We start from the raw sequence: 12464 nt of genomic DNA, 5'->3' as shown, positions 1-12464 counted from the left end.
AGGCTTGGGCCGTACCCCATGTGCTGCGGCGCTGACAGGATCGTCAGCCAATGGAAGTCGCAGCACCCAGCCGACAAGGATCGTTATGAAAGCCAATGCACTGCGCAAGTCTCTCGCACCGCCGCCGCAGGGTGTTTACCCTTTTGCGGAGTTGCCCCTTCACCTCGGATTTCCATCCCTGGCCGATTTCGAGATTCTCTCGAACGACAAAGGCACGCCGATGGCCATAGCAGCGCTGCGCGAGTTTCCCCGCATCAGTCGAATCTGCCGGGTATCGGGGCATTTGCTGCCCTATCGCAGCCGACATACCCGCCAGCTGGCGCCCGATGTTCACGTCTATGACCCGCGCTTCTGCGGGCTGCTGTGCCACTCTTGCGACCCGAACGTGTTTCTGGACATGAGTGAGCTGTGGTTATGGGCGCTGAAGGACATTCAGAAAGGCGACTGGCTGTCGATGGATTACGCTGCGACGGAAGACAAGCTGCTGCGCCAGTTCGCCTGCCGCTGCGGTTCATACAACTGCCGGGGCTGGATCGCCGGCTACGATGAAGCGCCGAACGCCGACGGCCAGCTGTTTTTGCAACAGTGGCGTCGGCAAAGTCCGTGCTGAAGGGCTTTACAGGGGCTCGAACGGACGCAGGCGGTACTGCGGTGGCAGTTGCTCGAAACCGCTAATGGTCGCATTCAGGCTCTTCCAGCGGCCATCCTTGATGCCATAAATGCAGCCGTGGATCGACAGGCTCTGTCCGCGATGCCAGGCGTTTTGCACAATGCTGGTGTGACCGACGTTGGCCACCTGCTGGATCACGTTGAGCTCGCAAAGACGGTCGACCCGTTCTTCTTCGGTGGCCAGTTTGGCCAGTTCTTCGCGCTTTTCGTAATACAGGTCACGAATCGAGCGCAGCCAGCCGTCGATCAGGCCGAACTGACGATCCTGCATCGAGGCGCGCACACCACCGCAGCCATAATGACCGGTGACGAGGATGTGTTTGACCTTGAGCACATCGACCGCGTACTGAATCACCGACAGGCAGTTGAGGTCGGTGTGCAGCACCACGTTGGCCACATTACGGTGTACGAACAGATCGCCCGGCAGCATGCCGACGATCTCGTTGGCCGGCACCCGGGCATCGGAACAACCGATCCACAGAAACTCGGGGGTCTGTTGGCGAGCCAGCTTGGCGAAGAAGTCAGGATCTTCCTCCTTGATCGCAGCGGCCCAACGCTCGTTGTTATCAATCAGATCTTGTAATTCGTTCATGCTTTGAAGCCTCAAGAATGATGCGCAGCTTTGACTGACAACCGTCCGTCGGGGTCACGCGCGAAATGCAGTTGCTCTCCTGATCCGGAACACGGGGCTCCATGCCGGTGGAATTCTCGGTAGCCACGTGGGTCAACCGTAGTAAGGCCTACAGTATGAGGAATTACCATGAATGATTCACGACGTCCGTACGATGCGGTGCAACCGGAGCCCATCGATGACGACGAAGACCGCATAGGCTCGGTGCATGAGCTGGATTTCGATGAAGAAGTGCCCAGCGCCAGAATCGGTGACGAACTGCCGGATGAGGAGCACGAGCAACTGATGCCTCGTCGGCGCGTACGTGAAGCAGGCCTGGCCGGCGCCTCGACCGGGGACCATCAACCTACCGACGATGACCTGAGCCCGGAAACCCTGATCCGTGAAGACGGCGCCCGGGATGCCCATGAGGCGGGCAATGATAGCCGCGCGGATTGGGACCTGAGCATCGTCGATGAGGACGATATTGGCGGTGGCAATGGTCTGGATGAGGCGGAATTGGCGCGGCGCGATCCTCTCGACAAAAAACGTTGAGCTCTACGGACTCAATCCACCAAAGTGCAGGCCATGACCACAGCATCTTCGCGCCCACCCACCGCCGGGTAGTAATCCCGGCGCCGGCCGATCTCGTTGAAACCATAACGCTCGTACAGCTTGAACGCCGCGGTATTGCTGTCGCGCACTTCCAGGAAACACTCCCGGGCGTCGGCCTTGTAGGCAATCGACATCAAATGCTCAAGCAATGTCAGCCCCAGGCCACGGCCCTGGTTTTCCGGCTTGACCGTAATGTTCAGCAGGTGCGCCTCGTCGAGAATGATCTGCACCACACCGTGGCCCACCTGTTGCTGACCTTCGAACATCAGCCAGATCTGATACTTACCCAGGCCATCGAGGAAAATCCCGCGAGTCCAGGGATGGCTGTAGGCCGCGTATTCGATTTTCAGTACAGTTTCCAGGTCCGCCTCGTTCATCGGGCGAAACGATACAGCGTCACTCATTCGATTCTTTCCAGCGCGCCATCAGCCGACGCATGGCTTGCCAGACATCAGCCTTACGCTGTGGCTCATCCATTAATAATTCCAGGCCCGGCACCGCCCAGGCCGAGCCCAGGCCTTCGATCTGCAACTCGCGATTGAACGCATCGGCATCCGCTTCGCCGGCAAATCGCACCGCAGGCAGGCCGATCAGCCACAAGCAGGCGCAGGGCGTTTCTTCCATGCGCACCGAGAGGAAACCTTGCACGAAGTCTCGGGCCGCTTCCGGGCCCTGATCCATCGTGCCTCGCACCAACAGCGGCCAACGCACCGGCTCACCGACGATCTGCGGGCTGTCCGGCAGACCGGCGGCGCGCAACATGTCTTTGAGCAGCAGGTAAGCAGGATCACGACTCTGGAAGGATTCGCCTGTGGGTAACTCCACCAGCAGCAGGCAACGCCCGGCCCGCAACAATTGCAGGGCGAAACGCGGGGGCGGCACGATCGGGGCCTTGACCACGACCGGCGCCTCTTCAGCCTCTTCCACCGGTTTGGCCCCGGTGCGCGTGCTTGCCAGCGATGGGCGCGGCACCTCGATCTTCGCCCGCTCGGCCGGCTTGGCCACAGGCGCCACGGGCGTCTGGGCCACAACAGCGGGCACGACAGGCGCGACCACAACCGGCTCGGGGGTCTCCAGCAGCTCGGGCCGCGACGGTGCGGCAAAGGGCAATTCGGTGCGCGGCAGCCAGTTGACCACCTGCATGGCGGCCAGATAAGCGCGACGACGGGACTCGATAAGCAAAGGTCGGCCACTTGTGGATAACTAAAGTGCGCTGATTCTACCGCCGTTCGCTCAATATCGCTTGCTGTTGATCGATAGCCTCGACCGATGCTCTTTATCGAAAGAATGCGACAGCCCGTCCCGAGATTGAATCGCATTGCCCCCGATGCAGTACAATCGCCGCTTTTAATCGCCAACCAGCCGGCCATTCCGATGATCGAACCCAAGCGCGTCTTGCGCGCCCTCGCTGAACACTGGGCACTTCTGGAGCCACTGTGCGAGCACTTCGACCAAGGCACCCTGAGCCTCAACGAATTGCGTTCACAGTTGGCCGCCCAGCAACTCGACAGTACGCCGCAGGACATCACCAGCCTGCTCGACGTGTGGATTCGCCTCGACATCCTGGTTCCCGTGGCCAAAAGCCCGAACCGTTTCGAGCTCAATGCGCAGATTCACGACTTCCTCGCCTATCTGCGCCGTGAACACCGCCTGGGCCTGTGCCTGGAAATCGAAGCCTACCTGCGCCACCTCGAGCGTCTGGCCGGTTATATCCAGGACGCGTTCGATATCCGCGACGGCAATGACCTGGCCCGCCAGTTGCGCCTGCTCGACATGCGGGTTCGCGACGTACTGAAAAAACTCGATAACGACGAACAGGCACTGGTGGCCGTCGCCGAACGGGCGAAAACCAGCGATCGGCAAATACCGTTGCGCCAGCGTTACGCTGAAGTGCTGGCGACCTGGGACGAATACGTCGAGCCGATGATTGATCTGGTGAACGCCGACGGCGCCTTCGAACAAGGCGTGCGCAAGGTCGAAACCGTCCTGCTGAAGATGCTCAGCGAACAGCAGCGCCTCGGCCACCTGGTCGACGACGACATGCTGCTGCGCACCCACGCACGCATCCTCGAAATGCAGACCAGCGCCCAACTGACCCTGCGTCATGCCCGCGAACTGCTGCTGCCGTTGCGTGAAGAAGCGCGCCGACACAACGCCGTGACCCGTGGCGCGGCACTGGCCCTGTCGATGATCCGCCGCAAAGGCATCGACGCCGTGCCACAAGCGGCCATGCCGATGTTCACTCGCCCGCAAAGCACCTTCCTTGGCAGTGCCAGTCAGGTCGAAGCCTACGTTTATGCGTTGGCCCGCTTCGAACCGAAACCGGCACGTTTCCCCAAGGCTCACAAGACCCAGAAAGGCGAAGCGCCACGGGCACCACGCACCGTTCGGGAAATGCTCGAACGCTGCGAAGACGCCTTGCCGATGCCGGACCTGATGACCTGGCTGCTGGAGCAGGAACCTGACGGCGCCACCGACGAATTGCTGTACTGGTTCTCGCGCCTGTCGCGGGAAAAACGCTTCACGCGCGAGCGTCTGGAGCGTCGCGAATACCATACCCACGAGCATCAGGTCAGCCTGCGCTCCTTCGCCCTGCTCTCGGTCAGCGATGCCACCGAGAATTCTGCGAGCACCCTCTATGGAAGTACTTCGCATGCAACTTGATCTTTCCGAACTGTCCCAGCTGGCGCCGATCTTTCGCGAGCTGTTCAAGGGTTATCACGTCAGCCGCCGCGATCCGGAGCTGTACGCACAGTTGTCGAACTTCCAGGACCAGTACCGCACGCTGTTCAAGGCCCTGGGTTTTGAACTGGTCTGCGACACCCGCGGCTTCTACTACTTTGTGCCGGACCTCGCGGCGGCGGCGGTGAACAAGACCGCCCAGCGTCTGGCGCTGTTCACCTTCATCCTCGTCGAGCACCTGGCCGACCAGGGCCGCGACCCGATCTCCGTGCTCGATGGCGGCAGCCTCGGCCGCGATGAGCTGCCGTCGTTGCTGGAAAAGTACCGCGACCTGTTCATCCAGGCCGAAGTGCAGACCCAGGACGAGCTCGAAGAAAAGATCATGCGACGCATGACCCAGCTCGGTTTCGCCAGCGAAGAAAACGGCATCTACCGTTTCCTGCCGCCGATGCACCGCTTCCTCGATGTGTGCCTGTCGGTGCAGCAGGACCGCGATCTGGCCGCCAGTCTGCACAGCGTCCTGCCGTTGCCGGTGCCGGTGCTGATCAACGAAGACAGCGACGAAAAACTGCTGCAGACCGATGACCCGCTGGATCTCAGCGCCTTTGAGATAGAGAGTGAAGGCGAAAGCGAAGAAGACGCCTTAGCCCGGGCCATTGCCGAAGAACAGGAGCTCGACGCATGAGCAAGGAACGTTACGGCATCCGCCGCTTTGCCCTTTTGAACACCGCCGGCTACAGCCTCGGCCTGTTCCCGCTGGAAGAACCGCTGTCGGTCTACGGCGCGAACAACCTCGGTAAATCCGCCTCGATCAACGCCTTGCAGTTCCCGATCCTGGCGCGCATGTCGGACATGAGCTTCGGCAAGTACAGCCTGGAGCAGTCCCGGCGCTTCTACTTCGCCACCGACACCAGCTACATCCTGGTCGAAGTGAACCTGCCCCACGGTCCCCACGTGATCGGCGTGGTCGGTCGCGGCCCGGGCGGCGGTTTCGGTCACCAGTTCTTTGCCTACGCCGGCAAACTGGACCTGGCCCACTATCAGAAAAACGACACCTGCCTACGTCAGAAAGAACTCTTCACCAACCTTGAACGCGAAGGCCTGAAAGCCTACGAACTCAAGCCGGACGAACTGCGCCGTTTGCTGGTCGGTGGCCACACCTCGATCCCGCTGGACCTGACGCTGATTCCGCTGCGCTCCACCAGCGAGCAGAGCCTGAAGACCTTCCGCGCGCTGTTCATCAACCTGCTGCACATGCGCGAAATCACTGCGGCAAAGCTCAAGCAACTGTTCCTCGATGCCTTCGAACACAGCCTGCGCTCCGGTAGCGTCGATTACATTGCCGCGTGCGAAGAAGCGTTCCGCGATGTACGACGCATGGAGCAGGACTACAACTCGCTGGTCGCCGCCGGCCCGCTGGTCGAAGCCCTGGCCAACGGCGTGAAGCAACGCGACATCCTGCGCGGCAAACTGCACCGGATCTCGCCGTTGCTCGACTCCCTGCTGGGCACTTGGTCGGACTACGCCAGTGCGCGCAAGGAAGAGCTGAGCATTCAGGCCGAGCACTACCGCAATGAGCAGGACGCCCTGCAAAACGACCAGCGCGGCGGCACTCAGGAACTGATGCGCCTGGAGCGGGAAATCACCGGCATCCAGCGCTGGCTCGGCGAACTGTCGGTGCTCAAGCATCGCTTTGCCCTGATCGATGACGTCAAGGTGCTGGAACAGCAACTGCTGGCCGCCAAGGACGCCCACGACGAACTGGCCGGCGCATTGGCGCAATCCCGCCAGTTCAGCGCCGAAGACCTTGACGAGCGCCTGCGCGACCTGGAAAAACGCCTGAAGTCGGTCAGGCAGCAACTCGATCACGCCGATAACAACAGTTACGCCCGTCTGCGCGAAGAATTCTCACAGCAAGACGTCGAACGCCTGATGCGCCTGTTCAACAGCGCACTGTTCAGCCTGCCGCTGGGTGAACACGGCATCACCCTCGACGACGACGGCGAGTGGGTCAAATCCGTGGAGCTGATCCTCGACGGTTTCAAAGGTGAACGCTTCGAAGTGCCGGGGCTGTCCATCGACATCTCGCACATCGAACCTCCGGCATTGCAGGCCCTGGCTGACCGCGCGGCATTGCGCGATCAGAAAGAGCGCCTGGAAAAAGAACTCAAGCAACTGAAAACCCAGCAAGCCGTGGCCGCCGACCGCGCCGCGAGCAAGACCCAGACCGAAGCGCTGTACCAGCAAGTGCTGGATGCACAGAAGGCCCTGGAAGATTTCCGTCGCGCGCAAACCCTGAGCGCCGAAGAAGGCGACAAGCTTGAGCAACTGGCGCAGATGGAAGCCGCGCAAGACGAATTGAAGCGCTCCAGCGATGCCTTCACCGAGCGTGTCCAGCAACTGTCGGCCAAGCTGCAACTGGTCGGTCGGCAGATCGGTGACATGGAAGCCAAGCAACGCACCCTCGACGACGCTCTGCGCCGCCGTCAGTTGCTGCCAGCGGACCTGCCGTTCGGCACACCGTTCATGGACCCGATCGACGACTCCATGGACAACCTGCTGCCGCTGCTCAATGACTATCAGGACAGCTGGCAAGGTCTGCTGCGGGCTGACGGCCAGATCGAAGCGCTGTACGCTCAGGTGCGCCTCAAGGGTGTGGCCAAGTTTGACAGCGAAGACGATATGGAGCGTCGCCTGCAACTGTTGATCAACGCCTATGCGCACCGTACCGATGAAGCCCTGACCCTGGGCAAGGCTCGTCGTGCCGCCGTGACGGACATCGCCCGGACCCTGCGCAACATCCGCAGCGACTACGACAGCCTCGAACACCAGCTGGCACTGTTCAACCGCGAGATCAACAAACGCCAGGTCTCCAACCTGCAAAGCTTCCGTATCGTGCTCGCGCCGAACAAGGAAGCGCTCAAGCACATCGACCAGATCATCCACAGCGCCGGCCAGTACGAGGAAGGCGAAACCCTGTCGGTGTTCGATCTGAGCCAGAGTGCGGAACAGGACAACAAGAACGAAGAGGCCAAGGAATACCTGGCGCGGCTGGTGGCGGCGAACCACAACCAGCTCGGCCTCAAGGACTTGTTCGAACTGGCGTTCGAGATCACCAAGGTCAACGGTCAACCGGTGATCCACACCGACATCGACGGCGCCGCCTCCAACGGCACCACCATGACCATCAAGGCGCTGACCAACATGTACTTGTTGCTGCACTTGATGGACCGTGACCAGGCCGGTCGCGTGCGCCTGCCGTACTACCTCGACGAGGCAGCGGACATCGATGAGAAGAACCAGGCCGCGTTGCTGGAAACCAGCCTGCAACTGGGCTTCGTGCCGATTCTGGCGAGCGTGAAGCCGCAGGTCTGCGCCAGTGTCGCCATCGACCTGGAAGGCGGCAGCGGCCCGGCCGGCATCTACATCGACGAGGCGGACTGGAAGTACATCCGTCGTCACGACCAGGTGAAAGCGACGGTAATTGAACAAGCGGATGAACCGGAGCTGGATGCGGTCTGAGGCTTGAATCGAAGGCGATAAAAAGGCCACGGTCCAATGGATCGCGGCCTTTTTTGTGGGCATTCAAACTATTCAGTAGTCTTGAACCCCATCGCGAGCAGGCTCGCTCCCACATTAGATCGGTGTTGAACACAATCCAGTGTGGGAGCGAGCCTGCTCGCGATGGGGACAGCACTGCCGCCAACAGGTTACTTGCCGAGCGATATCTTCGGCGCCCAACCCAGCCATTCCTCTTCAAACTTGTCGAACAGCGCGAACGTCTGCTCCGGTTGCGCCGGGCCGCCCATGCGCTCACCGTCCGGTGTGGCAAAGGCGACACCGCCCTGAATCATCGTCTCCAGGGATTCAGTGCGCACCGTTGCGCCTTTGAACAGGCCGACATCGAAGTCGAAACCGCTGGTGTTCCAGAACCGCGTGCCGCTGCGTACCAGTGGCGCGTACTTCGGCTCGATCAGGATATGGATCAGGACACGATCAGCGGTCTGGCCCAGTTCATAACCCGTCACCTTGCCCACTGTGATTTCGCGATACGTCACTGGCACGCCGGCCTTCAACGACCCACGACGAGCGGCGCTCAGCACCAGACTCAATCCCGCTTCCTGCCTGGCGGTTTCCGGCGCAGCGACCAAAGCGACAAAGTTCTTCTGCGGTCCCAGATTTTTGGCTGCCGGTTGCACCTCGATGTATTGCCCGGTCACCAGGGTTTCGAGATTGGACGTCTTGATCAGGCCCAGCTCAGGCTTGACCACCCAGAACTGACTGCCGACTCGGGCGATGCGCTCCGGCACTTCGGTAATCCGTGCGGTCAGCAGCACCGATTGCAGGTCGTCACTCAGGTCAACGTCCTCGATCTTGCCGACATCCAGGCCCTTGAAGCGAATCGGCGTGCCCGTACGCAAACCATCGGCGCGGTCTACCTTGATGGTGACTACCTCGCCCTTTTGCGTGGCGTCGTCATGACTGGCGAATAAGCGGAAACGCGGAATGCGCTTCTGTAGCGGCGCCTTGGCTTCCGGGGTTTCAAACGCAATACCGCCGGCCATCAGGCTTTGCAGCGATTCGCTTTTGACTTGAACCCCACCGGTCAGTCCACCCGTGAGCGTGATGCCGCTGGCGTTCCAGAAGCGTGTCGAGGCGTTGACCAGATCCTCGTACTCCTTTTCGATGTGCACGCCGATGATCAGCTGCTTTTTAGTGCGCGAGAACTGATAGCTCTGTACCGAACCGACCTTGACCTGTTTATAGAGAACCGGGCTGCCGACTTCCAGCGAACCAAGGTTTTCGGTGAACAACACCAGGTGCAGGCCCGGTGCACGCAGGTCCAGTGGTGGCGCCTTGGGACGCGCCACGAATTCGCGTTGCGGTGCGGCACCCTTGTCGCCAGGACGCACAGCGATGTAGTTACCTTTGACCAGCGCTTCCAGGCCGGTAATCCCCGCCAGGGAAATAGACGGTTTGACCACCCAGAATTGCGTACCGTCCACCAGGTAATCTTCAGCCAACGGGTCCATCGTCAATTCGGCGGTGGCCCCGGACAGATCGGGATCGACCTTCAGCGCCTTGAGACTGCCGACCTGTATGCCTTTGTACATCACCGGCGTACGACCGGCCTGCAAGCCTTCGAAGTCGCTGAGCTTGACCTTGACCCGGATGCCGGCCGCCGCTGCATCGAAGTCTTCGTAGAGCCTGAATGGCAGGCTGGGGTCGGTAGGCGGGCTGTCCTTGCGATTTTCAGGCGTAGCGAACGCAATACCACCGGCGACGATGCTGGCCAATGACTCGCTGCGCACTTTCACGCCTGACAGATTGGCGTCGATGCTGATGCCGCTGGCGTTCCAGAAACGTGTGTGTTTGCGCACCAGTTTGGCGTAGGTCGGTTCGATGAATACCTTGAGTTCAACCGTGCTCTGGTCCTCGGAGAGCACGTAGCTCTTGATCTGACCCACCTTGATCTGTTTGTAGAACACCGGACTGCCCCGGTTCAGCGAGCCCAGCCGATCAGCCTTGATGGTCAGGTGCAGACCCGGCTGGGCATCGGAGAGCGGTGGCTCTTGAGCCAAGGCCTTGAACTTGCGAACCGGCTCCCCCTCGCCCGGGCTGATCGCAACGTAGTTGCCCGAAACCAGCGTCTCCAGGCCCGTGATACCGGCCAGCGTCACGCTCGGCTTGACCAGCCAGAAACGTGTGCTGGTGCGCAGGTATGGCTCTACGTCCTTGTTCATCTCGATGCTGGCAATAACCCCCTTGGAACTGCCCTCATCATCGAGCTTGAGGCTTTTGACCTTGCCGACTGACATGCCTTTATAGACCACTTCGGTCTTGTTGGCCTGAATGCCTTCGCCACTCTCAAAACGCACCTGAATCTCGATGCCGGTCTCGTTATAGGCACGCCAGCCGAGCCAGCCGCCAATGATCAAGGCGATCAGGGGCAGCACCCAAATGGCAGACCAGTTCGAGGCCGGTCGGGTTTTCGCTACAGGCAAATCAGTCATGGTCGTCGTCCGACTCCGTGTTATCCCAAATCAGTCGGGGATCGAAAGTTACTGCGGCAAGCATCGTCAGAATCACCACAGTGGCGAAGGCGATGGCGCCAAGATTGGCTTCGATGCTGGCAAGCCGCCCAAAATTCACGACCGCCACGAGGATGGCGATCACAAAGATATCGAGCATCGACCAGCGGCCGATGAATTCAATGAAACGGTACATCCAGATACGCTGGCGAGCCGAAAGGGGCTGACGGCGCTGCACGGAAAACAGCAGCAGAGCGATGCCTACCAGCTTGAAGGTGGGCACCAGGATACTGGCGATAAACACCACCGCCGCAATGGGGATCATTCCGTAGTGCACCAACTCGATCACACCCGCCATGATCGTGCTGGGCGCACCTTTGCCCAAGGAGTTCACGGTCATGATCGGCAACAAGTTGGCCGGTATGTAAAGAATGGCGGCGGTAATCAGCAATGCCCAGGTACGCACCAGGCTATTCGGGCTGCGGGCATGCACCAGTGCTCCGCAGCGCGTACAGACTTGCTCATCGGTATCAGCTTCTTGCCTGTTCAATTCATGACATTCCTTGCAAATCAGAATGCCTGCATCAATCGCCCGCATGGGCATCCTCTCCTGATAACGCCTGCCAGATCTGGTGAGGCGACATTACGACCTCCAGCCAGACTTGAATCAGCAACAAACCAATGAAGCACGCCAAGCCGAGACCTACGGTGATTGCTGCCATATCTGCCAGCTTGACGATCGCCACCAGCACGCCCATGAAGTAAACCTCGAGCATCCCCCATTCGCGTATATGGTGATAAATGCGATAGAGCAACAAGCCGTAGCTGCGTCCGACATCGAAACGGATACTCAACAATACGGCCAGTTGGCACAGCAGCTTGAGCAGCGGGATCCCCATGCTGCACAGGAACACGACCACTGAAACGCTTTGCATGCCAGTGTCAAAAAGCGCGATAACACCGCTCCAGACAGTGTCTTGCGAAGATTGCCCGAGCAGATTGAGTTGCATGATGGGTAAAAAGTTCGCCGGAATAAACAACAACAAGGCGGCGATGACCAAGGCAAGACTGCGCTGTACGACGTTGTAGCGATGGGCATAAAGCTCGTAGCCACAGCGCGGGCACAGGGCTTTTTCGCCGTGGGCGAGTTCGGGTTTACGCATGAGCAAGTCACACTCATGGCAGGCAACCAGATTTTCTAGTGGTAATTCTGACAGCTCTTTGGCGTCAACCGAATCCGGCATAAGCGCTCTGACTCTGAAAAAGTTGGACCTATTCTAGTGTCCCGGGATAAAAATAACTGCGCCAATTTGTGCTTGATTGATCGTGCTTTTTCTACGCCAAAAACAAAACCCCTACCTGCATACGCAGATAGGGGTTTTGGAATTTAATCTTGACGATGACCTACTCTCACATGGGGAAACCCCACACTACCATCGGCGATGCATCGTTTCACTGCTGAGTTCGGGATGGGATCAGGTGGTTCCAATGCTCTATGGTCGTCAAGAAATTCGGGTACTGAGTCGTGACCAGATGGCCTCGCTTCAGYAAATTGGGTAKGTGATAGCTTTCGGTGTTTTGYGAGCGTCGAACTTTCGGTTCATTTTCGTCTTCACACACCGCAATCTGATGCTCTTTCGAGTAGTCAAATTGCTTGGGTGTTATATGGTCAAGCCTCACGGGCAATTAGTATTGGTTAGCTCAACGCCTCACAGCGCTTACACACCCAACCTATCAACGTCGTAGTCTTCGACGGCCCTTCAGGGGACTCAAGGTCCCAGTGAGATCTCATCTTGAGGCAAGTTTCCCGCTTAGATGCTTTCAGCGGTTATCTTTTCCGAACATAGCTACCCGGC

General features: G+C 59.5%; 11 protein-coding genes and 2 rRNA genes. 5 read left to right on the top strand and 8 right to left on the bottom strand.

The annotated features are described in order from the left end of the window. Positions 1 to 85 precede the first annotated feature (85 nt). Positions 86 to 610, top strand: a complete 525-nt coding sequence (locus AC1D19_RS05425; protein ID WP_477760531.1) for an SET domain-containing protein — start codon at positions 86 to 88, stop codon at positions 608 to 610. A 6-nt stretch (positions 611 to 616) separates the two neighbouring features. Here AC1D19_RS05425 and can read toward each other — a convergent pair whose 3' ends face one another. Continuing rightward, positions 617 to 1261 carry a carbonate dehydratase gene (gene can, locus AC1D19_RS05420; protein ID WP_007978048.1) on the bottom strand — a complete coding sequence of 215 codons (645 nt, stop codon included), beginning with the start codon at positions 1259 to 1261 and terminating at the stop codon, positions 617 to 619. Between the two features lie 168 nt (positions 1262 to 1429). Here can and AC1D19_RS05415 point away from each other — a divergent pair, with 168 nt between their 5' ends. After that, positions 1430 to 1834, top strand: coding sequence for a serine kinase/phosphatase (locus tag AC1D19_RS05415; RefSeq protein ID WP_477757004.1), 405 nt, complete (start codon positions 1430 to 1432; stop codon positions 1832 to 1834). An 11-nt stretch (positions 1835 to 1845) separates the two neighbouring features. Here AC1D19_RS05415 and rimI read toward each other — a convergent pair whose 3' ends face one another. After that, entirely contained in the window at positions 1846 to 2298 is a 453-nt protein-coding gene (gene rimI, locus AC1D19_RS05410; RefSeq protein WP_108214833.1) for a ribosomal protein S18-alanine N-acetyltransferase, read from the bottom strand. Then, a complete protein-coding gene (locus AC1D19_RS05405) occupies positions 2291 to 3037 on the bottom strand; it encodes an energy transducer TonB (RefSeq protein ID WP_477762821.1) in 747 nt (248 codons plus the stop codon). Before AC1D19_RS05405 ends, rimI begins: the two co-directional genes overlap by 8 nt. A 231-nt stretch (positions 3038 to 3268) precedes the next feature. Here AC1D19_RS05405 and mksB point away from each other — a divergent pair, with 231 nt between their 5' ends. Genes mksB through mksF form a run of 3 tightly spaced genes read left to right on the top strand, consistent with a single transcriptional unit; the run spans position 3269 to position 8098 of the window. Further along, a complete protein-coding gene (gene mksB / locus AC1D19_RS05400) occupies positions 3269 to 4558 on the top strand; it encodes an Mks condensin complex protein MksB (RefSeq protein ID WP_477760530.1) in 1290 nt (429 codons plus the stop codon). After that, complete coding sequence (gene mksE, locus AC1D19_RS05395) at positions 4548 to 5261, top strand: Mks condensin complex protein MksE (RefSeq protein WP_477762617.1); 714 nt, start codon at positions 4548 to 4550, stop codon at positions 5259 to 5261. The genes mksB and mksE overlap by 11 nt, the downstream gene beginning before the upstream one ends. Then, positions 5258 to 8098, top strand: coding sequence for an Mks condensin complex protein MksF (gene mksF / locus AC1D19_RS05390; protein ID WP_477762616.1), 2841 nt, complete (start codon positions 5258 to 5260; stop codon positions 8096 to 8098). Before mksE ends, mksF begins: the two co-directional genes overlap by 4 nt. A gap of 188 nt (positions 8099 to 8286) precedes the next feature. Here the strand turns inward: mksF and AC1D19_RS05385 are convergent, their stop codons facing one another. The 5 genes from AC1D19_RS05385 to AC1D19_RS05365 form a co-directional block, all read right to left on the bottom strand. Beyond that, positions 8287 to 10590, bottom strand: a complete 2304-nt coding sequence (locus AC1D19_RS05385; RefSeq protein WP_477762615.1) for a PqiB family protein — start codon at positions 10588 to 10590, stop codon at positions 8287 to 8289. Next, the gene (locus tag AC1D19_RS05380) at positions 10583 to 11206 is read right to left on the bottom strand and encodes a paraquat-inducible protein A (protein WP_477762614.1); all 624 of its coding nucleotides are present in this window, start codon (positions 11204 to 11206) and stop codon (positions 10583 to 10585) included. The genes AC1D19_RS05385 and AC1D19_RS05380 overlap by 8 nt, the downstream gene beginning before the upstream one ends. Continuing rightward, positions 11193 to 11852, bottom strand: a complete 660-nt coding sequence (locus AC1D19_RS05375) for a paraquat-inducible protein A (protein ID WP_477762613.1) — start codon at positions 11850 to 11852, stop codon at positions 11193 to 11195. Before AC1D19_RS05375 ends, AC1D19_RS05380 begins: the two co-directional genes overlap by 14 nt. Before the next feature lie 147 nt (positions 11853 to 11999). Continuing rightward, positions 12000 to 12115, bottom strand: a 5S ribosomal RNA gene (gene rrf / locus AC1D19_RS05370). A gap of 158 nt (positions 12116 to 12273) precedes the next feature. After that, a 23S ribosomal RNA gene (locus tag AC1D19_RS05365) occupies positions 12274 to 12464 on the bottom strand; the annotation flags it as partial.

Source organism: Pseudomonas sp. P1_C12, from assembly GCF_056406435.1.
The sequence above is the reverse complement of the archived record's forward strand: the minus strand, read 5'-3'. Positions and strand labels throughout refer to the sequence as shown.

Bases quoted from the DNA above. Each gene is read 5' to 3' on its own strand.
- can (WP_007978048.1), bottom strand. From the start codon at position 1,261: ATGAACGAATTACAAGATCTGATTGATAACAACGAGCGTTGGGCCGCT.
- AC1D19_RS05425 (WP_477760531.1), top strand. From the start codon at position 86: ATGAAAGCCAATGCACTGCGCAAGTCTCTCGCACCGCCGCCGCAGGGT.
- AC1D19_RS05415 (WP_477757004.1), top strand. From the start codon at position 1,430: ATGAATGATTCACGACGTCCGTACGATGCGGTGCAACCGGAGCCCATC.
- rimI (WP_108214833.1), bottom strand. From the start codon at position 2,298: ATGAGTGACGCTGTATCGTTTCGCCCGATGAACGAGGCGGACCTGGAA.
- AC1D19_RS05375 (WP_477762613.1), bottom strand. From the start codon at position 11,852: ATGCCGGATTCGGTTGACGCCAAAGAGCTGTCAGAATTACCACTAGAA.
- AC1D19_RS05405 (WP_477762821.1), bottom strand. From the start codon at position 3,037: ATGCAGGTGGTCAACTGGCTGCCGCGCACCGAATTGCCCTTTGCCGCA.
- mksB (WP_477760530.1), top strand. From the start codon at position 3,269: ATGATCGAACCCAAGCGCGTCTTGCGCGCCCTCGCTGAACACTGGGCA.
- AC1D19_RS05380 (WP_477762614.1), bottom strand. From the start codon at position 11,206: ATGCGGGCGATTGATGCAGGCATTCTGATTTGCAAGGAATGTCATGAA.
- mksE (WP_477762617.1), top strand. From the start codon at position 4,548: ATGCAACTTGATCTTTCCGAACTGTCCCAGCTGGCGCCGATCTTTCGC.
- mksF (WP_477762616.1), top strand. From the start codon at position 5,258: ATGAGCAAGGAACGTTACGGCATCCGCCGCTTTGCCCTTTTGAACACC.
- AC1D19_RS05385 (WP_477762615.1), bottom strand. From the start codon at position 10,590: ATGACTGATTTGCCTGTAGCGAAAACCCGACCGGCCTCGAACTGGTCT.